At 43.0% G+C, this 21455-nt stretch carries 20 protein-coding genes; 7 read left to right on the forward strand and 13 right to left on the reverse strand.

Going from position 1 to position 21455, the window contains the following annotated elements:
* Positions 1–25: 25 nt before the first annotated feature.
* From J3P43_RS12725 to J3P43_RS12740, 4 genes are all read right to left on the reverse strand, one after another.
* Positions 26–394 carry a response regulator gene (locus tag J3P43_RS12725; RefSeq protein ID WP_255902941.1) on the reverse strand — a complete coding sequence of 123 codons (369 nt, stop codon included), beginning with the start codon at positions 392–394 and terminating at the stop codon, positions 26–28.
* A 117-nt stretch (positions 395–511) separates the two neighbouring features.
* Positions 512–1792 carry a murein hydrolase activator EnvC family protein gene (locus J3P43_RS12730; protein ID WP_255902942.1) on the reverse strand — a complete coding sequence of 427 codons (1281 nt, stop codon included), beginning with the start codon at positions 1790–1792 and terminating at the stop codon, positions 512–514.
* A 221-nt stretch (positions 1793–2013) separates the two neighbouring features.
* On the reverse strand, positions 2014–3153 hold the full coding sequence (locus J3P43_RS12735; protein ID WP_255902945.1) for a formylglycine-generating enzyme family protein: 1140 nt from the start codon (positions 3151–3153) through the stop codon (positions 2014–2016).
* A 10-nt stretch (positions 3154–3163) separates the two neighbouring features.
* Positions 3164–4543: an arylsulfatase gene (locus J3P43_RS12740; protein ID WP_255902947.1), complete on the reverse strand. Its 1380-nt coding sequence runs from the start codon at positions 4541–4543 to the stop codon at positions 3164–3166.
* A gap of 323 nt (positions 4544–4866) precedes the next feature.
* Here J3P43_RS12740 and J3P43_RS12745 point away from each other — a divergent pair, with 323 nt between their 5' ends.
* On the forward strand, positions 4867–6753 hold the full coding sequence (locus J3P43_RS12745) for a PAS domain-containing sensor histidine kinase (protein WP_255902950.1): 1887 nt from the start codon (positions 4867–4869) through the stop codon (positions 6751–6753).
* Here the strand turns inward: J3P43_RS12745 and J3P43_RS12750 are convergent, their stop codons facing one another.
* The 6 genes from J3P43_RS12750 to J3P43_RS12775 all read right to left on the reverse strand — a co-directional run bounded on the left by J3P43_RS12750 (position 6754) and on the right by J3P43_RS12775 (position 15593).
* Complete coding sequence (locus J3P43_RS12750) at positions 6754–6987, reverse strand: hypothetical protein (protein ID WP_255902952.1); 234 nt, start codon at positions 6985–6987, stop codon at positions 6754–6756. It abuts the gene before it with no gap.
* Between the two features lie 159 nt (positions 6988–7146).
* The gene (locus J3P43_RS12755) at positions 7147–8037 is read right to left on the reverse strand and encodes a BT_3044 domain-containing protein (RefSeq protein WP_255902954.1); all 891 of its coding nucleotides are present in this window, start codon (positions 8035–8037) and stop codon (positions 7147–7149) included.
* A 26-nt stretch (positions 8038–8063) separates the two neighbouring features.
* Positions 8064–10061 (reverse strand): RagB/SusD family nutrient uptake outer membrane protein, encoded by a 1998-nt coding sequence (locus J3P43_RS12760; protein WP_255902956.1) that lies wholly within the window; start codon positions 10059–10061, stop codon positions 8064–8066.
* A 20-nt stretch (positions 10062–10081) separates the two neighbouring features.
* Positions 10082–13195, reverse strand: a complete 3114-nt coding sequence (locus J3P43_RS12765; protein ID WP_255902958.1) for a SusC/RagA family TonB-linked outer membrane protein — start codon at positions 13193–13195, stop codon at positions 10082–10084.
* Positions 13196–13224: 29 nt separating this feature from the next.
* Positions 13225–14565: an IPT/TIG domain-containing protein gene (locus J3P43_RS12770; protein WP_255902960.1), complete on the reverse strand. Its 1341-nt coding sequence runs from the start codon at positions 14563–14565 to the stop codon at positions 13225–13227.
* A gap of 653 nt (positions 14566–15218) precedes the next feature.
* The gene (locus tag J3P43_RS12775) at positions 15219–15593 is read right to left on the reverse strand and encodes a response regulator (RefSeq protein WP_255902962.1); all 375 of its coding nucleotides are present in this window, start codon (positions 15591–15593) and stop codon (positions 15219–15221) included.
* A gap of 217 nt (positions 15594–15810) precedes the next feature.
* Here J3P43_RS12775 and J3P43_RS12780 point away from each other — a divergent pair, with 217 nt between their 5' ends.
* From J3P43_RS12780 to J3P43_RS12805, 6 genes are all read left to right on the forward strand, one after another.
* Positions 15811–16341 carry a YceI family protein gene (locus J3P43_RS12780; protein ID WP_255902964.1) on the forward strand — a complete coding sequence of 177 codons (531 nt, stop codon included), beginning with the start codon at positions 15811–15813 and terminating at the stop codon, positions 16339–16341.
* Between the two features lie 148 nt (positions 16342–16489).
* Positions 16490–17071 carry a Crp/Fnr family transcriptional regulator gene (locus tag J3P43_RS12785; protein WP_255902966.1) on the forward strand — a complete coding sequence of 194 codons (582 nt, stop codon included), beginning with the start codon at positions 16490–16492 and terminating at the stop codon, positions 17069–17071.
* Between the two features lie 67 nt (positions 17072–17138).
* Positions 17139–18071 (forward strand): ring-cleaving dioxygenase, encoded by a 933-nt coding sequence (locus J3P43_RS12790; RefSeq protein WP_255902968.1) that lies wholly within the window; start codon positions 17139–17141, stop codon positions 18069–18071.
* Positions 18072–18077: 6 nt separating this feature from the next.
* Positions 18078–18701, forward strand: coding sequence for an alpha/beta hydrolase (locus tag J3P43_RS12795; protein ID WP_255902970.1), 624 nt, complete (start codon positions 18078–18080; stop codon positions 18699–18701).
* Between the two features lie 9 nt (positions 18702–18710).
* On the forward strand, positions 18711–19007 hold the full coding sequence (locus tag J3P43_RS12800) for a GNAT family N-acetyltransferase (RefSeq protein ID WP_255902972.1): 297 nt from the start codon (positions 18711–18713) through the stop codon (positions 19005–19007).
* A 1-nt stretch (position 19008) separates the two neighbouring features.
* Positions 19009–19368: a cupin domain-containing protein gene (locus J3P43_RS12805; protein WP_255902974.1), complete on the forward strand. Its 360-nt coding sequence runs from the start codon at positions 19009–19011 to the stop codon at positions 19366–19368.
* 43 nt (positions 19369–19411) lie between these two features.
* On the opposite strand, the gene J3P43_RS12810 is transcribed toward J3P43_RS12805, so the two are convergent.
* From J3P43_RS12810 to J3P43_RS12820, 3 genes are all read right to left on the reverse strand, one after another.
* On the reverse strand, positions 19412–20032 hold the full coding sequence (locus J3P43_RS12810; RefSeq protein ID WP_255902976.1) for a trimeric intracellular cation channel family protein: 621 nt from the start codon (positions 20030–20032) through the stop codon (positions 19412–19414).
* Between the two features lie 203 nt (positions 20033–20235).
* The gene (locus J3P43_RS12815) at positions 20236–20472 is read right to left on the reverse strand and encodes a hypothetical protein (RefSeq protein ID WP_255902979.1); all 237 of its coding nucleotides are present in this window, start codon (positions 20470–20472) and stop codon (positions 20236–20238) included.
* 292 nt (positions 20473–20764) lie between these two features.
* A complete protein-coding gene (locus J3P43_RS12820) occupies positions 20765–21439 on the reverse strand; it encodes a potassium channel family protein (protein WP_255902981.1) in 675 nt (224 codons plus the stop codon).
* Positions 21440–21455: the final 16 nt, after the last annotated feature.

The raw sequence follows: 21455 nt of genomic DNA on the forward strand, positions 1-21455 counted from the left end.
ATGCGTCCTTTGCACCATCCGATGCTTAGCAGGCAGCAGGCATGTGTCGCTGTACCCGCGACAACAATATATCTTCTGTAAATGGTTTAGGAATTACATCGTTTGCCTTCTCTTCAAGAATGGTATTATAGATATTGTAGACACTTGAAACTATGATAACGGGAATATCGGAGGTATCGGGGTTACTTTTTAATTCCCGGCAAATGTCCCTCCCATCCAGATCACCCAAAAAAACATCTAACAAAATCAAATCTGGCTTTTGCTGCCCTATGATCTGGTAAATATCCTTCCCGGTTGAGGATAAGATTACCTTAAAACCGGCATGACTTAGCAAGAGCTCCATCGTCGCTCTAACGTTTTCGTCGTCCTCTACAATTAGAATGCTTTTACTCATTTCCTTGGGATTTCTGACTCCTAAAACATTCTCACAGGTAGGGCGAATATAAGGTTTAGTCTCATTTGTGACAAAACTTTTTCAATAATTATTGGCAGCCCTCAGCGACGCAGATTGTTACCTGTTTAACCAGCCCTCCGGATTTACCGGACTCGTGTTTTTCCAGATTTCGAAATGCAGATTGGTTCCATCCGAATCTGTTTTAACCGAACCGATATTTTGTCCTGTCGTTACCTCTTGTCCGACAGATACATTCGCAGAACGCAGGTTAGAGTAAGCGGTAAAGTATTCACCATGCCGGATCAAGACCACTAATCCGCCCACATCGGTAACGAGTCTTACCTCTCCCGAGAAAACTGCTTTTACCGAAGCCCCGGCGGAAGTTCTTATATCTATACCGGTATTTGTAACCGACACATTTTTGTTCTTACTCGGCCCAAACCTCGATACCACCGTACCTTGAACCGGCCAGGGCAAACGCCCGCGGTTACCAAGAAAACTGGACGACAGCTTTGCCATTGCCGGAGTGGAAGACAGTACGCTGGTTGATTTTTTTGCGGTCGTTGTTGCCGACGGCTTCGGTGCCGTCTTATTAGCGGCGGCTGCTTTGGCAGCGGCAGCTTTTTGAGCAGCGGCTTTAGCAGCGGCAGCTCTGGCAGCGGCCGCGCGAGCAGCCGCAATCTCCTTCTTAATTGCGGCCGAAATTGCGCGGTTTAACCTTGCTAATTCCTTCCGTTTAGAATCTACCTGGCGCTTTACCAGCTTTTCCTGCTTGCTAAGTTTTTTTAGCTCGGCCGCCTCTGTTATTTTCTCCTTACTAAGAGTGACTTTTTCTACTTCCTGGCTGCGAAGCAATTCGCTTTTCGATCTCTTATTTTGATCGAGTTCAACTATCTTCATCCCCAATTCCTGCTGGGTTTCTCGAATATATGCTGCTTGCTTCTTACGGTGTTTACTAAACTGTTGCAAATATTTCAAGCGCTTATATGCCTGATTGAAACTTTCGGAGGCGAAAATAAACATCAGCTTTCCGTAGGAGCTTTGATTCCTGAACGCAAAACGAACCATCGCCGCGTAATCTTTTTTAAGTTTACTGAGCTGCGATTTAAGTGAATTAACCGTGCTGGTCTTCTCTTCTATCTGATTGTCAAGTAGTCTTACTTCAGAATTAATGGTATTGATCTTCTCTTCCCTCAACCGGATCTGAGCGTTCAAAGCATCGATCTGTTTTAAAGTAAGCCTTTTTGTTCCAACTATTTTATTCTGTTGTTTTTTTAACGACTCTATTTCTCGCGACAGTTTAGCTTTTCGCCGCTTGAGCTCAGCGCTGCTTTGTGCCAATGTTGCACCAGAAATACTAAGGAATAAGAAAAAGAGGAGGAGCGTTTTTAATCTCATAGACTACTGTTTTCAAGAGCCAATTAAACGGATTATCTTGATGGTACAGCGCGCAAAGTTATAGCAATTTTATTTACAGCAGGAGTTTTATTAAGAAAAAACCTTGGAAACGAGATCATTTGCAAGGTTTGAATATTGGCTGGGCTCTCCTAAAGAGCGTCCCGGCGTCTCAAGTGCAGCTAGGAAAGCGCTCAGTTGCGGGTCCAGAAGTCAATCACGTTTCACTCCACATCCATAACCGTCCGGAAACCGATATGCTCAGATCCGGTATCCGGACTGCTCTTCATCCGCCTGGACACACGGTAACCACTGCAATACGCATCGTTACAAAGAAAAGAGCCGCCCCGTAGCACCTTTTTGGGTACTAATGGTTCATTCGGATCAAAACTTTTTGCCGGGCCTTTGGGATTGGAAGATAAAACCCTTTCTACCTCTTTGTAATAGTTGGGATGGTACCAATCGCTGCACCACTCCCACACATTACCCGCCATATCATGCAGTTTGTAGTTATTAGAAGGATATGACGCTACCGGAGATAACCTGAGATAACCGTCTTTTTTTAGATTCCGATAAGGAAAATCGCCCTCCCAACTATTGGCTTTAGGTTTCCCTGTGTTGACGTGTTCGTTGCCCCAGGGATAAATATTATTTTTTAAGCCACCCCTCGCAGCTAGTTCCCACTCGGCCTCGGTTGGCAATCTTTTCCCTGCCCAGGCACAATAAGCCTGCGCATCATCCCACGAGACCTGAACAACCGGATACTTTTCTTTACCCCTTATAGTGCTTCCGGGACCTTCCGGATGCTTCCAATCGGCACCTCTTTGCCAGCGCCACCAGGAAGCATAATTATTTAGATTAACCGGTCCTTTGGTAGGAGTAAAAACCAGAGCTGAAGCAACAAGCATACTATCGTGAGGTCGCTCAGTTCCGGGTGGCAGCGTTTTTTTAATTTCGTTCCAATCTATGAATTTTTCTGCGGTGGTAATATAACCCGTCGCTCTTACAAATGCAGCAAATTGCTCGTTGGTTACTTCAGTTACATCCATCCAAAAAGCATCAATCTGAACCCTATGCTTAGGGAATTCATCTTCTGAGGCTTGTTCATTATCGCCGCCCATATTGTATGTGCCCCCCGGGATGAGAACCATCCCCTTCTTGCTACCGGATTGCTCTTCTGAAATAACCGCTGTGCCGGATTTATCATCCCCAAATCTGGAAGGAATAGTGGCGCTGTCTGCGGCAGAGTCGGTAACAGATGATTTGGTTACTTGTTGATCGCCACAAGATGTCATCAATCCCAATAACGCTGATGCCAATATCACCAAAAACGATCGGGCCCCGCTGCTTAAATCAATCCTCATTGCCTCCACATTACAACTCTACATCCGACCAATCAAAAACCTTATTCTCTGCCGGCGATTTTGCCTTTAACATCAAAGCCTTAAGTTCTTTAACCTTTGCGGGATTGGAAGGCGCGAGATTGTACTTTTCTCCGATGTCATCTTTAAATCGATATAATTCGAGCACTTCAGCCGCCCCCTTCTCTTTGAACCTGATTAGTTTCCAATCATCTTTAATCAGAGCTTCTTTAAAAGCGCCCTCATTAAATTGCCAGTAAAAATACTCGTGTTTATCCTTTTGGTTTTTACCAGTTAATAGCGCCGTAAAGGAAAGTCCATCTGTTTTAGCAGCGGTTTTTACATTTGCAAGATCACCCAGAGTGGGCATAATATCCCAAAAGGCCCAGGGAACGTCACTCACCACACCCGAAGGTACTCTCCCCGGAGCACGAACCAACATCGGCACTCTTATCCCACCTTCATATAAATCGCGCTTTAAACCACGGAGCGGGCCGCTGCTGTTGAAATACACCGGATCTCCGCCCCCTTCCTGGTGTGGACCATTGTCGCTGGTGAAAAAGATATATGTATTATCATCAAGCCCATAGCTTTTAACTGCCTCCAGTATTCTCGCTACATCGCGATCGAGACGGGTCATCATAGCCGCAAAAGCAGCCCGGGGCTGGGTTTGTTCGTTATATCTTTCCCGCTTTTGGAAAGGAGTTTCCGGGCCAAGTTTACTGCTGCCATCGGGGTTTTGAAATTCCTTCAGTAAGGATTTCGGAACCTGCAATTCTGCATGAGGCAAGGTTAGCGGCAGATAAAGGAAAAATGGCTTATTCTTATTTCTGGTGATGAAAGCAAGCGCCCGTTCCATTATCAGATCCTGAGTATATTTAGAGGAATCAACTTTTATTGATCTGGTGACCCCATCCTTAATCTCATCTAAATGGGTAGTAAAATATTGATGAGCATGAGTCTGGTTCACGTATCCAAAAAACTCGTTGAAGCCCTTCAAATGAACCGCCCCGGTTTGATTACTCTCTCCGAGCGCCCATTTACCAAACATTCCGGTTACGTACCCTCCTGCCTGAAAATATTGAGCAAGGGTGGTATCCTGCGGACGCAGCGGAGCTTTTGCATTTCCCCTTACATAGGCATGCCCCATGTGAAGGCCGGTCATTAATGATGCTCTGGAAGGAGCGCAAACTGTGCTGCCTGCATAAAATCGGGTAAATCTTGAGCCCTCTTTCGCCATCTGGTCAATATTTGGGGTAGGGACCGGAGTAGTTGGATTATAACTGCTAATATTTCCGTAGCCAAGATCGTCGGCAAGAATGAAAATAATGTTTGGTCTTTTTGACGGCTCCTTAGATTGAGCGCGGGCATTATTCGCCAATACCAACAACATGAACAATGGAAGTATTTTTAACAAACGAACAAGACAGGTGCGGACCATTATAAATTGAATAGGATACAAATAGTACATCGAAAAATTGGGATACCTCCTAAAATACAGGATAAGTATTAAAATACATAGACAATTATTGAACCGGCCTTTTATTTGTACGAAAAGGGCGAAGTTATTACTTGTATGATTAAGTTTTGCAGATCCAAACTTTTTGGCCTTGCACGACGTAGAAGAAGAGATAAACCTTAATCTTTTACCTGGTTTAAAAATTATAATTACCGCCGATACCCGGTAGCGATGAATGGATAAGTGTAGAATTTTTGATGGATATTAAACCTACTACTATAACAGAAAATGCTGATATGTTTAACTGGCAGATGGCTGAAGTGTTAAACAACATAAATATTGGTTTTTTTTCTAAAGATATTGCAAACAATAAATACCTCAGTATATCAGAAGGCTGTCCAAAGATCTATGGTTACACATTAGCCGACTTCTACGAAAATGGAAATCTCTGGTATGAAGTGATACTGGATGAGGACAAGCATGTAACCGAAGAAGAGATAAGAGTACTTTCGAAGGGCGAAAAAAGTACAGCAGAATACCGGATCCGCCATCGGGATAACAGTATCAGGTGGCTGGAAGTAAAGACTTTGCCTGTTTTTGAGGGCCAGGCACTCGCACGGGTTGAAGGTATCGTTTACGACATTACCGATCGCAAGAATACAGAAATCCAGATCATCAAAGCAAAAGAACTCTCAGAAAATATTCTCGATAGCCTGCCGGGTATTTTTTATTTATTTGATGAAGAGGGAAGATATGTGAACTGGAACAAAAATTTTGAGAAGATAACCGGATTTTCCGGCAATGAAATAGCGTCATTAAATCCTTTTAACCTGGTTATAACCGATGACCAGCTGGCATTAGAAAACGCTATCAAACAAGTTCTCGAAAATGGCTGGGGCGAGGTCGAAGCGCGCATGATAACAAAAACCGGCAAGGTTTGCATGTATTATTTTACCGGCCAAAAAGTAGTTATTGAGGGTAAAAGCTGTGTGGCCGGAATGGGGATAGACATCTCAAAAAGAAAAGCTGCAGAAGAAAAACTACAGAAAAACGAGAAGATGCTATCGCATATCTTAGATTTAATTCCCCAATCGATTTTCTGGAAAGATGCCAGCTGTAATTTCATGGGAGGTAATAGTGTATTTGCCAGGATGGTAGGTGTTGAGGACGTTGCGCAGGTTAAAGGTAAAAACGACTATGATTTTTCATGGAGCACCGAAGAAGCAAAAAAGTACCAGAAAGACGACATGGCGCTAATGAAGAGTAAGAAACCCCGAATTCATTACATTGAAACCTTAACACAGAATAACGGCGAAACTACCTGGCTCGACACTACTAAAATCCCGTTGAAAGATCAAAACGATGAAGTTTACGGCATATTGGTGGTCATCGACGACATTACGGAGAAAAAATTAAAAGAGGACAAACAGAAGAAAATTAATGAAGATCTGATTAAGAAAAATATTGGGCTGAAAGATTTCTCATATATAGTTTCTCATAACTTACGATCGCCGATCTCGAAAATACTCGGCCTGGCCTCTCTCTTTGAAAAAGAAAATCAGGATGCTGGTTTGAATGACGAACTCATCGGGCACATTGTGAACGAGGTGTCGAACCTTGACATTATTGTAAAGGATTTAAACTCCATTTTGGCGCATCAAAACTTAGGCGGGAGACTAATGGAAACCCTTTCGCTAGACCAGCTTATGCTCGAGTCGAAGCAATCTTTTGAAAATGAGATCCGCGAATCGGCAGCTCATATCTCTTATAATTTTGAGCGGGTAAAAACCGTAAAAACGGTAAAGAGCTATCTTCATAACATCTTGAACAACCTCATTTGTAATGCTCTGAAATTTAAACACCCCGACAGGCCCCCTGCTATTCACATTGAGTCGTTTGATTATAATCAATTTGTATGCATAACCGTACAGGATAACGGACTCGGAATTGACCTCGTCAAATATGGAAATAAAGTTTTCGGGCTTTATAACAATTTTCACCTGGGGACGGCCCATGGCCGGGGAATCGGGTTAACGCTGGCTAAAACCCAGGCAGAAGCCCTCGGCGGGACCATTGAGTTAGAAAGCTGCCTGGAAACCGGCTCTATTTTCAAAGTGTACCTTCCTCAAAAACCGGCGCACTAGCTACGTAACATTGTCTTCGTGGCAATGCTCAATGGCAAGGCCTATCTTAACCAGCAAATCAGGATCAACATGATGATCGTCTGCAGCCTGCCATGTCCCAAATTTATTAGAAATAAAAAAGCCCGAACCATTAGGGTAAATTATTCTAAATCCCGGTTCGTGATGATAGCTTTGCGGCCTGGCTTCTAAGAGCACTGGCATCCCGGTTGACGAATCTGTTATAGTAAACTTCATGGCTTTTCCTATTGTGTAGATAAGTGCCGCAAAATTCATTCCTCTACAGGTAAATGGTCCTTATTTTTTTACAAGGAAACACGTTACAGGTTGATAAACACATGCATAAAAAAAGGCAGGATACGAATACCCTGCCTTATAATTTAAAAGAATCAAAACTTAGCTTTGGTTTTTTACATATTTCCCCTCGAACCGATAAGTTACAGTGCCTTCTTTATAGGTGTACCAAATATCGAAGGTTTTCACTACAGGGTTATAGGTTCCTCCGCCGCTTAGAAGCATAAAGTTCTTCCATGGCTTAACTTCGAGAGTATTATCGGCATTTACTTTAACGGAAACGCCCAAGTCGGTTGGCGCGGTTGCAGATCTTTCATCGTTTGCGGTGTGGATCAACCGAATGGTGTTATGGTTCAACGCCTTTAAAGTACGCGATGTTATAACCGGAGTTTTATCACCGTTTGATTGTTTTACGTATTCTCCTTCCATCTGATAACCACCAGAATAAGGGTTGTTTAGTGAAAAAGAGAACATCAATACGGTGTCCCTGACTCGGATAGAAACATAATCTGGATGTGAGACTGACGCTACTTTAAAGGTAAGAGCATATTTTTCGTCCGGATCTAAAGGTTGCGTCTTTATGTATATCGGAATATTGGCATATGTCTGTCCAGCTTTTATTGTAGCTGTAGTCTCGGGTATTCTATAAAAGGAATTTGCCAGATATTCATATCTAATATCGGTAGGACTAAACAGATATAGAAAGTTGTATCTATCTATAGCTGCTGTTCCAGCCTCCGATACCGACACTTGTATGTCCCTGTCGGTTTCCTTACTGCCGCCAACCGCTACTGTAATAAAAGTAGGAGCTTCTTCTGTCGCGGTTTCAAGATAAGGTAGCTTTACAATCGATAATGCCTCGTTATTCGATTGATTAGCTCCTACAAGATATGCTTCTTTCTTATATTGTTCAATATCAAGCGGATCGGCCTCTTCACAGGAGGTAAAAGCCGCCGCGACCAGAAGGTATAGAAATATATTTATTCGTTTCATCTTAATTTCTTTAAAATCTTAATTATCTACCAACTCGGATTTTGTACCAGTTTGGAATTCTTATCCAACGCATTCTTAGGGATCGGATAAAAGTACATCTTGAAATACCACTGTCTTCGCGTAAGCGGACTAGCAATTGCGGTGCGCGTATAGAACCTGTCTTTCTGCGAATCTGGCACTTTTACATTCATTCCAGTGATGGTGGTGTTATAAGCTATTGGTGCGTCTAACCATCTTCGTAAATCGTGATAGCGGCGACCCTCGAATGCAAATTCAATTTTCCTTTCCAGTTTAATAGCATCTCTGATACTCTCACGGCTCGCTGATTCCTGGGCGGTTAAACCAGGTAAGCCTGCCCTGTACCGTACTCTGTTAATGGCATTTGTAATTTCAGACAGATCTCTGCTTACCGTTATTGAAGTTGCCGGATCCGTATAAGATCCATCGAGCTCATTTAAGGCCTCGGCATAATTTAAAAGAACCTCAGCATACCGGAACATCGGAAATACTTTAGGTACTACTCCGGCACCATTGCGTATGTTGTCGGCATGATGGTTGTATTTAATAGCCGTATAACCGGTATGATTATAATCGTTTGGTTGGTTTGCATTAGGCGCTCCCTTACCATTAGAATAATAGGTAACTTCATAATTTCTCCAGGTTCCCTCACTTCCGGTATATGAAGTTCCTTTGAAATATGAATGGTTAAAGCCGATGGTTGCGTAAAAACGCGGCTCGCGGTTGATATACATTCTAGGTGTATTTGCTACCAATTGCACGTCTGAATAGCTCCTTGTAGTGCCATAATTTGCGTAACGCGCGGCACCCGTCGGATATGGAAAAGCTACGCTAGAATTATTGACATCCCTACCATCTTTCATCCGGTATGAATCCACCATCTCCTGAGTTACATTGAGGCCGTTTCCTCCACCTGATAAAGATAACGTAGATAACCACAGAGGTGAATCGCCAGTAAGAGGCTGAACGGATGTACACCAGATAATTTCCGGATTATTGGAGGGTTGACTTTCGCCGATAAAAGTATATTTATACGAACGATACGGATCAATATCTCCGGCTCCATTAGGATAATTTGCTGTGGGCACTTCTGGAGCTAGCGGCTCTGTGTCTGCCGATTTTGGAAAGGTAAAAAGCTCATAGCGATTGGTACTTATGACTCTTTTGGCCGCCGCCGCCGCCTTTCCCCACTTGACATTATCTTTCGTCTGAGAAATAAAATTTGTTCCGTCGGACCTTTTCCAATCTGCATAAGATTGGTTGCCATTATACATCGGACTTGCTGCAGTCAATAGTACCCGAGACATCACGGCTAAAGCAGCTCCCGAGGTTGGGCGATACAAATCTGTTTGAACTTCCTTTTTATCCGGAAGAAGCTGGGAGGCAGTCTCCATATTCGTTATAATATACTCCACACAATCATCGTAACTGCTTCTCTCCCGGGAAAGACTCTCGCCATCGGCAAGCAGATCCGGAATACCGTCAGGAGGGATCACAGCCGGCCCGTATTGCTGGATAAGCAGATACATAAAATACCCTTTAAGGAAAGCCATCTCGCCGAGGTATTCCCTTTTTTGTATCGTAGATAACTCCTTGCACTCATCAAGCCGCGCAATAACAAGGTTCGCTTTACTGATGCCTTTGTACCAGGTTCCATAATTGTTAAAATAAGTGTTGGCTGTGAACGGAGTGATCTCATTCAAAAGAAATTTCATCCCCGCATGTCGATTGTCGTTCCAGGAAGCAAAATTTTCGTCTGATGCCAGCTGGAAAGGAGCCCAGGATTCCGTAAACAATCGATCTTCGTGAGGAAGATAGGCAGCGATACCATTCACATATTGACGGACTCTGTCAGCGTCTTTAAAGATACTGTCCACGTTAAGTTGGTCGTAAATGTATTCCTCAACATTGAGGTAGTCTTTCTTACACGAACTCATTCCTGCCACTACTATCAGTGCAATAAGGCAGTACTTAAATTCCCGTATATATCTTGATACTATTTTCATACTATAATAAATAAGGCCAATTAAAAATTAAGATTCATTTGCAGAGTGTAAGTTCTCTGCATAGGATAGACCGAACCATTTTCTGATGCCTGTTCAGGATCCCAGATCTTTAGCTTATCCCAAACTGCAAGATTATCTCCGATCAGACTTAAATTAATGGTTGAGATTCCTACCCTCCGTTTTAACCAATCGGAATCGAACCTGTAAGCTATTTCAGCATTCTTTAGGCGAAGAAAAGAAGCATCGGCCAGCCAGAAGGTAGATGCGCGATTATTATTTGCATTTGCACCATAGCTTAAGCGCGGGAATCGTGCGTTCGGATTCTCGGTTGCAGGATTTCCGGAAACTGAAGCGGGAATCCAGCGATTGCTTTCCTCGCCTACCATTTGAAGTAAATTGCCTGATAACTCACCGGAAAACGGATAATAACCCGGTCCTCCAAGGAAGTAACTCACCTGATCCTGACCTGTGAAGAACACATTAAAATTCCATTTTTTCCAGGTTACGGAAGTCGCAAAGCCGTAAATAGCTCTGGGCACGTTAGAATACTTAAGAGGCACAACATCGTCTGTGTTTATAATACCATCGTTATTTACATCCTTGTACTTTATGTCTCCCGGAAGATAATTCGCCATAAAGGTTTGCGTAGGGCTGCTGGCGATATCAGCCTCGTCTTTAAACAGGCCTAAAGCGATAAGTCCGCGTTGGACACCGTAGGGAACTCCCGTAAACGACTGATAGGGGAAATTTACTCCACTTTGCTCCCAGTGAGTAACCTTATTCCGGGAAAAGGTAAGATTTCCGCGAAGAGTAAATCGGAGATCCTTATTTATTGTTTGATTATAGGCCAAGCTTCCATCAAAGCCCCATGATTTCATCGAACCTGCGTTGAGCCATGGACTTTGCGCCGCTCCTACCTCTTCCGGAAGCGTGACCCTTTGTTGGTAAATATCCTGTGCGTCTGTTAAAAACACATCAGCAACAAGGTCAATTTTATCATGGAATAACCTCACATCTGCACCTACATCGTACTTGGTTGAAGTTTGCCATTTAAGCCCTTTGGTGCCCACCCTTGTTTCGAGAAAACCTAAGCCCCAATCGCTGATGGTCTGCTGAACAATGGTTTGATAGGGAAACCGCACCAGCCTGTTGTTATCTGCTGGATTCCGGATGCTTGCATTTCCAACTTTACCCCATGATCCACGTAGCTTAAAAAAGTTCACAACAGAAAGTCGTTCTTTCCACCAAGCATAGTTCGACGGCACCCATCCAGCAGAAAGTGCGGGGAATATGCCGTACTGGTCGCCTGGTTGAAAATTCTCAGAACCTGATAATCCAATATTCGCCTCGAAAAGATAGGTATCATTAAATCCATAAGTTGCTCTGGCTGAAAGAGCCTGGTACCTTACTGGTATCACATTTTGAGACGCTATCGAATAGTTGGCGTCAGAGGCGGCATCCTGCTGCCTGTAAGCATGTATCAACCCGGTTACATTATGTTTATTAAAAGTTCTGTTATAGTTAAACCGTGCTTCAACATAGGATTGTCTTCTGGCAACTGAAGGCTGATCATAAAAAGGATCTACACTTGTAATCGACCGAAGCGTTACCAGGCTTCCATCATTTGCTCTTCCGCCGTTTGGACCAGGCCGGAATGCCTCTGCTCCTCGCTTAGTTAACAGAGCTGTATGATTAGCTGTGTAAGTAAACGAGGCCAAAACATTCGCTGTAAGTCCATTAAGAACTGAATTTAAGTCTTGATTAAGATTTAACTTAACGTTCGCAACATTGGAGCTGAATCTATTGTAACCTGTGTAGTTTATCAAGTAATAAGGGGTTAGCTGGTTTCCCGTCAGTCCGTAAGCTGCCACATTGCCGTTACTGTACCGCACGGGTACGCTAGCTGGAGTGATCGCAGACAACGCATTCCATAATCCCCTTGTGTCAATCTGACCTCCTCCCGGAGTGTTATTTTTCACGATCGCATCATCCAAATTAAGACCTAATTTGGTAGTCTTCGTTAAATCGACATCAATATTTGCCCTAAAATTCAACTTCGTATATCTCGAGTTCGCGTCATATTTCGTAATATTATTATCCTGGGAGAAGAGCCCGTCTTTTCCCATGTACCCAATACTCATATAGTACCTGGCATTGGTTCCGCCGCCGGAAAGATTTACGTTGTACTGATCCGATCTGGCGTAATCGTTCAGGATGACGTCCCTCCAGCTTACATCCGGGTATAGGTCCGGATCGAGCCCGGTTTTAAAAAGTTCCACTTCAGCGCTGGTATATTGCGGAGCAAGCCCTCTGCTCAAGCGGGCTTCATTCGCAAGTCTCGCATAGTCATACGACCCAAGATACTCTGGCATACGAGCAGAATGACTGAAAGTATTGCTAGCTCTGCCACTGATTTTAAGAGCCCCTGCTTTGCCTCTTTTTGTAGTAATAATTACCACTCCATTAGCTCCTCTAATGCCATACACAGCTGTCGCAGAAGCATCTTTCAAAACCGAAAAACTTTCAATATCTACAGGATCAATATTATTTAGGTCGCCTTCTACCCCATCAACCAGAATTAAAGCTGCAGAACTCGCACCAAAAGTGCTGATACCTCTGATCCAGAATTCTGAGAAGTCGTTGCCGGGCTCGCCGCTGCGGGTAACAGCAACAATGCCCGGAACCCTGCCGCCCAGCATGTTACTTAGAGATGTGGCAGGAATCTGCAGATCTTGCACGTTGACTGTGGTAACAGCTCCGGTAGTGGTTACCTTTCTCTGTGTTCCATGAGCTACTACTACCACTTCCTGAAGCGCAGAAACATTTTCTTTGAGGCCAATACGCAGTTTATCTTTGGACTCGGTAACCACGTACGAATAATCGTGAAAACCAACAAACCTAAAAATAACTGTAGCCCCTTTTTCGATATTCTGAAGCTTAAAGCGACCTTCCTCATCAGAGACTGCATTAATCGAAGTTGCATCTTTAACTACGATGGTAACCCCCGGCAACTCCTCTCCTTTTTCATCCATCACCGTTCCGGAGATGGTCAATTTTTCGGCTGTCTGTGCAGACAGAACGCTTGTCTGCAAAATGAGCAAACAGCATATTAACATTATGTAAAATTTCTTCATTGAAATGCTTGCTAGATTAATTAATTTGATTATTCGATTGCCAGTTTGCGGAGGGTACATCCCCAGCTTTCACCGATAAACATGGCATTGTTTTCGTCCACCGCAAATGCATAAGGATAGTCAAACGTGGATAGCGCCGGGATCCCGCTGGAAGCCCCCTGAACTCCGGGTATACCAGCTACAGTTGATACAAATCCGCTATTTTTATTAATCTTTCGAATAGTATGATTACTTGAATCGGCAATCCAGATGTTTCCGTCGAGATCTACCAATATGCCCGAACCCTGGTTAAACTGAGCATCGGTTCGGAAACCATCTGATCTGCCAAGGCCATTACCTGCATACAATTCAACATCTCCTGCTTTAGACATTTTATACACCGAATGCTGACCTTGAACAGTGTAGTAAAAACAGTCCTCGATGGGGCTATATGACATGTAATTATAATCACCGCTATTAGCCCCCGGAGTTACCGCTTTTATAATCTCCACATTAGTTGGATTCGCAATTTCCATTCTGCCGAAGGCGCCGCCTCTCTCTCTGAAATAAAGCCATTGTTCTTCATTGTCAAGGCAAGCCGACATGATTATCCCCGGAGCCGAGGCTATCTGAGCCGCGACAATCTTTGGAGCCCATAGCGTGTTTTTTTCGTAAACATATACACGATGAGGGAAGCTGCGGCCGATGGAATAGACTTTCGATCTGTCTTTCGTAATGGCAGGCTGTGTACCGTCAAAGCTGGTTTGAATAGTTATAATCTTATTAGAAGGAACAGAAATAAATCGAACCGTATTAACAAGCGATTCAAACGTGAGTAGTTCGTCATTGCCTAAAGCTGCAATCCCAAATGTTCTGTTAATGCGTCCCTCTGCCAAAGATCCATCAGTAGCTCTTCCTTCGCCACGCACCCCGACAATATGGGAGACGTTTTCAGCTACGAGATACTTAAAGGTCTTTGCTGTAGAAGCTGCTTTACCGTCAACCTCAACTCTGACGATGTTACTTCCACCGTTTTGCCGCGGAGCAAGGCAATAAATCGTTTCATTATTTATTCCGATTATCACCGCCTTTCGCTCGGTTTCATTATCCTTAAAAAAGACAGAAACCTTCGACTTATCGTTCCCGAAATTGGAACCCTTGATCACAAACTTAGTTCTTATCCCGCCAGAGTCGGGCATGAACGTGTTTACTTCCACAGGAATCGCCGGATTATGGGCCACCCCTGTGAGCGGTGTTTCACCATTTTCTTTACAACCGAGCATAACGGCGGTAAACGCAAATACCAGCAGTGCCACTGTGAGGTGTAAAGTCCCTCCTCTTGGCTTCCTTTCTAAAAATCCGCCAAATTTCGATAGCTTTTTTTGTTTCATATAACGTGTTTAATAATTGGATTGGGTTAATCTTTAGCTTGGGATTCGACGGCATCAAAGGATAGGAAGACGGGGCAATTTAAACAGCTCTCGTTACTATTTAATTTTCCTTTAACCTGATCAGCCTGCCGGCGATTATTCCCTGAATTTTAATCTCGTATTGGTTTACTGGTCGCGAAATTAGTTTCTCCGTACAATACGGGCCCTTTTCATCAGCAATGTTAAGCAAAGCGATGCTGGCTCAGGAGAGTGAAATTCGGTAAATGAGGGGGGTAAATTCGGAAACTGAAAAGATACTTAAGGGAAATGATTATACGCCGGTCTGAACCCGGCAATTGCAGGGTACAATATTTCGTGCCTGTTCTAAGGTTAAGGGCTTGTTTAAGAAACCTCCGACGAACTCATACTCTCTTGACCGCATCATATCTCTGTGATAAGGCTTTTATAGACTTCGAGGAACTGCCGTCCATTATACAGACGCATTGAAATAAAAAAGGCTCTTGAGCTGGCCATTTTAACCAAAAGCCTGTCGACCAGAAAGTGCTGTATCGAATCGTCATCAATCAGACATACCAGGCACATAAAAAAATAAGAGGGTGGCTAAAATTTTAATTACTGATCGGCAATAGCTTCAAATTGATTACATTTCGCCATTACCCGGGTTCTACCATGGTAAATACTTTCAATTTATTTATAAAGTCTGTCAGATCAAACGGCTTCTCAATGTATCCATCTGCCAAACATTCTGCCGCCAATTGTGGCAGTTGAAAAACCGCCGATATAAGCACTATCCTATAATGACTTGTGGCAGGATCACTTTTTAGTTTTTTACACAGTTCGCTGCCCGACACGCCTTTAATAACATTATCCATCAATATCAGATCCGGATTTATGGTATCCAGCTGATTAATAACATCAGCGGATCTGGATTCATAAACCTCATATCCATTCTCTTTCAAAATGAAACTTGTAACGAAGAGGATATCGTCGTCATCCTCTATAACTAATACTTTTTTTGAACTGCTCATTACCGTGGCCTGGTTTTACCCGACTAAAGTAGAATGCGAACATGAAGAGAAGATGAAGAAAAAATATTAAGTTAAGGTTGTTGCCCTGAACTTTAATACGCGGTTAATTTCTTATCCTACATCAAGAATAAATAGTTATTGCTTGCCGATTTTTGAATCAGAAAACAACCTTGCTTTATCGAGGTTATCTAACACAACATCAACAAAATAAAAGATCATGTCAATCATTTGGAAAATCGATCCGATGCACAGCGAAGTGCAGTTTAAAGTAAAACATTTGATGATCACCACGGTGACCGGCTACTTTCAAACCTTCGACCTTGAGGTAGAAACAGAAAGTGAAGATTTTAATTCTGCATCGAGAATTGAATTTACCGCCGATGTCAATTCAATAAATACCAATAATGAGCAGCGCGATACGCATCTTAAATCTGCCGACTTTTTCAACGCAGAAGAGCACGCGCAGTTGAAATTTGTTGGAAAGAAATATTCGAGCAACGGCGACGAAGCTAAACTTGAGGGCGATCTGACTATCCGTGGAACCACTAAACCTATAACCCTCTACGTAGATTTTGGAGGTATTGTAGTAGATCCGTACGGGCAGACAAAAGCTGGCTTCACCGTCTCGGGAAAAATCAGCCGAAAAGAATTTGGCCTGGTGTGGGGCGCTGTTACCGAGGCCGGAACGGTTGTAGTTGGCGACGATATCAAGATTCACGCTGAAATCCAACTGGTAAAACAGGCATAACCAAAATTTGTCCTGGCGGGATAAACCGAAACGTTAAAACATCATCCCGCCATCGGGTACTACCCCGATTAATGCCGCACAAAAGGCATTAATCGGGATAGTTGTGGCTGATATTTCAGAAAAGCATTCCAACATCTATATTTGACAGATGTTTCAGGAAGTAGACCAGCATATAAGCCGTTGTGCCCCGATTAATCCCGCCGAACTGGAGATTTTCCACTCCAGGCTTAAACATAAAACCTTCAAAAAGAAGATCTTGCTTTTATCGCAAGGCGAAGTATGCAAGTTCGAGGCTTACATTATCAAAGGTTGTGTCAAAAAATATTACATAGACCAGAATGGAGACGAGGTGATCCTTCAGTTTGCTGTAGAAGATTGGTGGATTAGCGATATCGGCAGCTTTTCTGAACAAAAGCCGTCTAACTTGTTTATCGAAACACTTGAAGATACCGAGCTGCTTATCATCGATTTCGAGAGCAAACAACTGCTATTTCAGGAAATTCCTAAACTTGAACGCGTCTTTAGAATCATGATGCAAAGGGCTTATTCTGTTCTCGAAAACCGTTTCTATGCTACAGTTGCACATTCAGCAGAAGCACGCTACCTGGAGTTTTTAGAAAAGTATCCCAGCATCCCGCAAAGGGTTCCTCAACAGCAAATTGCATCATATCTGGGTATTACCCCCGAATCATTAAGTCGTATTAAATCCAATCTTTTTAAGAAGAAATAAGTTCTTATCATACATCAAGGCACCAGCATTTTAACCGCTGTAAATTTGTATCAACAAAACAAACAAGATGGAAGATAGAATCTTAGGACTTCATCATATCACAGCGATAGCAGGTGAAGCAAAACGCAATTATAACTTTTATACCAAAGTTTTAGGGCTACGTTTGGTTAAAAAAACCGTAAACTTTGATGATCCGTATACCTATCACTTTTACTATGGTGATAAAGTTGGTACTCCCGGCTCCATACTTACCTTTTTTCCATGGGAAGGCATGCAAAGCGGACGACGAGGCACCAGGCAAGTTACCGAAATCGGTTATTCAGTTCCGGAAAATAGTCTGGATTTCTGGTTGCAGCGTTTCGAGACCAACAATGTTATATATAATAAAGTATCTGAAAAGTTCGGAGAGCAATACCTCACTTTTCTTGACCCTGACGGTTTAAAATTGGAACTAACAGCAACGAAACAGGATAATCGCTTACCCTGGGAAACAGATGAAACGTCAGCCGATCACGCCTTGAAAGGATTTCATAACGTTACTATCACCACCAATAAGTTGCAGCCGACAGCAGACGTATTAACTAACATATTTGGTTATAAGTTGCTCGAAAGCCATGTAAACAGGTATCGTTTTGTAACCGATGCCGTGGAGAATGCCAATATTGTGGATGTTGTTGAAGCAGCGGGCGAAACGGTGGGTCATGTAGCGGCAGGTTCGGTACATCATGTAGCGTTCAGGGTTAAAGACGATAAGATCTTAATGGCCTTCAGAGACAAAGTAAGAGCTGCCGGCCTGCAAATCACCGAAAAGATAGACCGGAATTATTTCTACTCGTTGTATTTCCGTGAACCGGGAGGCGTTTTATTCGAAATAGCGACAGATAATCCAGGCTTTGCTATCGACGAATCGATAGAAGAATTGGGTTCCGGGCTGAAACTGCCAGCACAATACGAGGCCCACAGACAAGATATCAGCAAACGTTTAGCCGTATTAGATTAAACCATCATGTATAGCCACAGCAAAAAAATCATATCAAGTGGTATTCCGTTGAATGAAGCGAAAAAAGCAATTATCATGCTGCATGGCCGGGGAGCCAGCGCCGACAGCATTATCAGCCTGGCAGGACAACTAAACGTTGATGATTTTGCAATTTTGGCGCCCCAGGCTACAAACAACAGCTGGTATCCGTATAGTTTTTTAGCTCCTGTGGAGCAAAACCAGCCGGCCCTTGATTCGGCTTTGCAGCTGATTGATGACTTGGTTCATGAAGTACAGGAAACTGGAATTCCATTGCACAAAATATATTTTCTTGGATTTTCACAGGGCGCATGCCTTGCGCTTGAATATACTGCCCGGCATGCAGCCCCGTACGGTGGCGTGATTGCCTTTACAGGCGGTCTGATCGGCGATCAGATCCGGCCTGAAAACTATACAGGCGACTTCGTTCACACTCCTGTTTTTATAAGTACCGGTGATCCCGATCCTCACGTTCCGGTATCGCGGGTTGAAAAAAGTGTAGAAATTCTGGAGAAACTGAATGCTGAAGTTAGTTTGAGGGTTTATAGCGGCCGGCCGCATACCATTCAGTTCCAGGAACTTGATCTGGCAAATAAGTTAATTCTGGTATAAAACGAAAAAATGAAATACGAAGAAATTGCATTAACAGACAACAATGAACAACACAGCTTTGAATTGTGGGTAGAAGGCAAGCGTTCTTTCATAGACTATAAAAGAAAAGGCGATACACTTTACCTTTTACATACGGAGGTTCCGAAAGAACTTGAAGGAAAAGGAATTGCCGCCGCTCTTGTAGAGAAGACCCTTAGGCACCTCGAAGAACACCAACTGAAACTTGTTCCGCTTTGCGCATATGTACAGAGCTATCTAAAACGGCATTCGGAATGGAACCGTCTGGTTGAAAAAAAAGAAGATTAGAATGGAAGAATTTAACATCACCCAGGTGTATTCGGACGAGAATGGCGACTCAAGATTTAAAGACATCAAAATTCCTTTAAATGAGGCAGGTACAATCGGTTACCTTTCTGAAAAATATGAGGTAGAAAGCCTGGTTTTCAGGAAGGTTTTGCCAACATACGACTACGACTTCCACACTGCTCCTGCAAGGCAATTTATCATTATGCTTGATGGCGAGATTGAAATAGAAACTTCCCTGGGCGATAAACGAATTTTTAAAGGCGGTGATATTCTACAGATGGACGACATAGCAGGTAAAGGGCATAAAACAAGAAACCTGGAGAAAATCGAGAGGAAGTCGGTGTTTATAACTTTAAAGTAGCCTTATTGCCACAATTGGATAACATCCGAATTCGTGAGTATGCTTACTTAGCTCTAAACCGGGGTAGCGATGGAAGTCCCCATCGCCTTTTGAACGCAATAATACGCAGGCCACAGATAAAAATAATTGAAATGAGCTCTGCAAAGGTTTCCCCTATTATTCCTTCAAACATCAGGTACAATAAGCCGCCGGCGATGCATGCAGTAGCATATATTTCCCTTCTGAATAATACAGGGATTTCATTTAATAACATGTCGCGGATAACACCTCCGAAACACCCGGATATCGTCCCCAGCATCAAGCACATGCCGGGATGGAGTCCGGCTTCCAGTCCTGTTTGAATACCAATGATGGTAAAAAGCCCTAACCCGAGAGCATCCAGAACGAAAAGAGCCGTTTTTAAACCCTTCACAAATCGATGAAAATACATCGTGGTGATACTGGTAAACAAGATAAGCAGTGGTATATTTATATTCCGTAACCAGGATACAGGGGTATGGCCAAGCAAAATATCACGGATAGTTCCTCCTCCTATTGCAGTAACAAAGCCGATCACCAGAACTCCAAAAACATCGAGCCGCTTCTGCATTGCGGAAAATATCCCGGAACTGGTGAAGGCAATTATCCCGGCGATCTCAATTGTTTCTGTTACGTATACTACCATTAGCGGAGATTAGAGTTGAGTCGGATCCAGGTTAGCAAACCGAATCAAACTGCCCAAAGTTCTCGTTTGGAGATCAATTTAGGAAAAAGTTGTCTGTATCGCAATGAAAGCGCCGATACATCACAAAGTCGCTATAATTTTTAGAATACCCGCCTGTTGTTGAACTGAAAGCAAAGAGGAAAGTATCCTGTATACAAGAGCTGTCAGAGAATATTTGACTCATAATTCAGCTTTTCAAGCTCTTCAGAAATAAGTCTCATCATAAAATCCGGTAAAGGACTCCCGTCGACAAGCTGCCAGCCCCGATTGGCGGCAACATCAGGGTTTTTCTGAAACCGGTATTGTTTACCCTTAAACACCATCAGATAGATCCCTCTCCCTTCCCGGTTGATATCACGCTGATAGATAGTTCCGTTGTGTTTTAAAGTAATAATTGGCATAACACAAAACTAATAAAACTAAATATATTAGCAATTCAATTTATATATCTGCCAAAAATTAGTTTCAAAAAAAAGCTCCATAATACCTCTATTATGGAGCACCTAAACCTTATCACAAGTTTTCACAATCTAATTGTGAATATATATAACAACATCTTCAATATTTTGTTGCGCCGTATCGAAAGAAATTTTTTTTTGGTACAAAATTGGAAGAATTTGCATGCATTTGAAGTCGCCTTAATCGGTTCCCCTACCATTGAAAAAACGCGGCGGGGGGGTGTAAATTAAGTCGCTATGCCTTAAGCAGCGTCCTGATATTTAACAGCTCACCAAATAAAACTAAAATATCATTCTCCTGCATTACGGTGTGGGCCGTAGCAATCCCCGTCGCCTCTTTCGTCATATTAACTTCTCCCTGTGCAGGGTGATGTCTAATCAGAGTTAATACCAGAACCTTGTATAAATTTATAAAGTCGGCCTCTCCTACAGTCATGCCTACATATTTTTTCGGAACCAAGCCTTCAACAATACTATATTTCTCAGAAATTTTAAACGAATCGACAACCTCTTTCAAATCCAGCCTCATAGCCAGGCGCTCTGCCGATTCCTCCTCGGGAAGCACGAACTCCTGAATCGACATGGCGGTCAACACCGTTTTTTGCAGATCAGAGACTATCCGACCGATGATTCTCTTTACATTTAATTGCTTTAATAAAGCGGTAGTTAGTAAGGATGCAGCCTCATCTTCGCCTATAGCTACAATAACGGCATTAGCGTCTTTTAAAGGCAAGGAAGAAACAGCCTCTTTATCCGTAGAATTAAGGCAAACCGTATGAGTAATCTCATTTTTTAGTTGTTCGATTCGCGACATTTTATTGTCTACGCCAATCACCTCGTGCCCCATTTCGGTAAGGCGGATGGCTAATGCCGATCCAAAATGTCCCAGACCAAATACTATAAATTTCATATTCTTTCCTGTTTTA

This window comes from Paradesertivirga mongoliensis (genome assembly GCF_024436395.1).
GTDB classification, from domain to species: domain Bacteria; phylum Bacteroidota; class Bacteroidia; order Sphingobacteriales; family Sphingobacteriaceae; genus Paradesertivirga; species Paradesertivirga mongoliensis.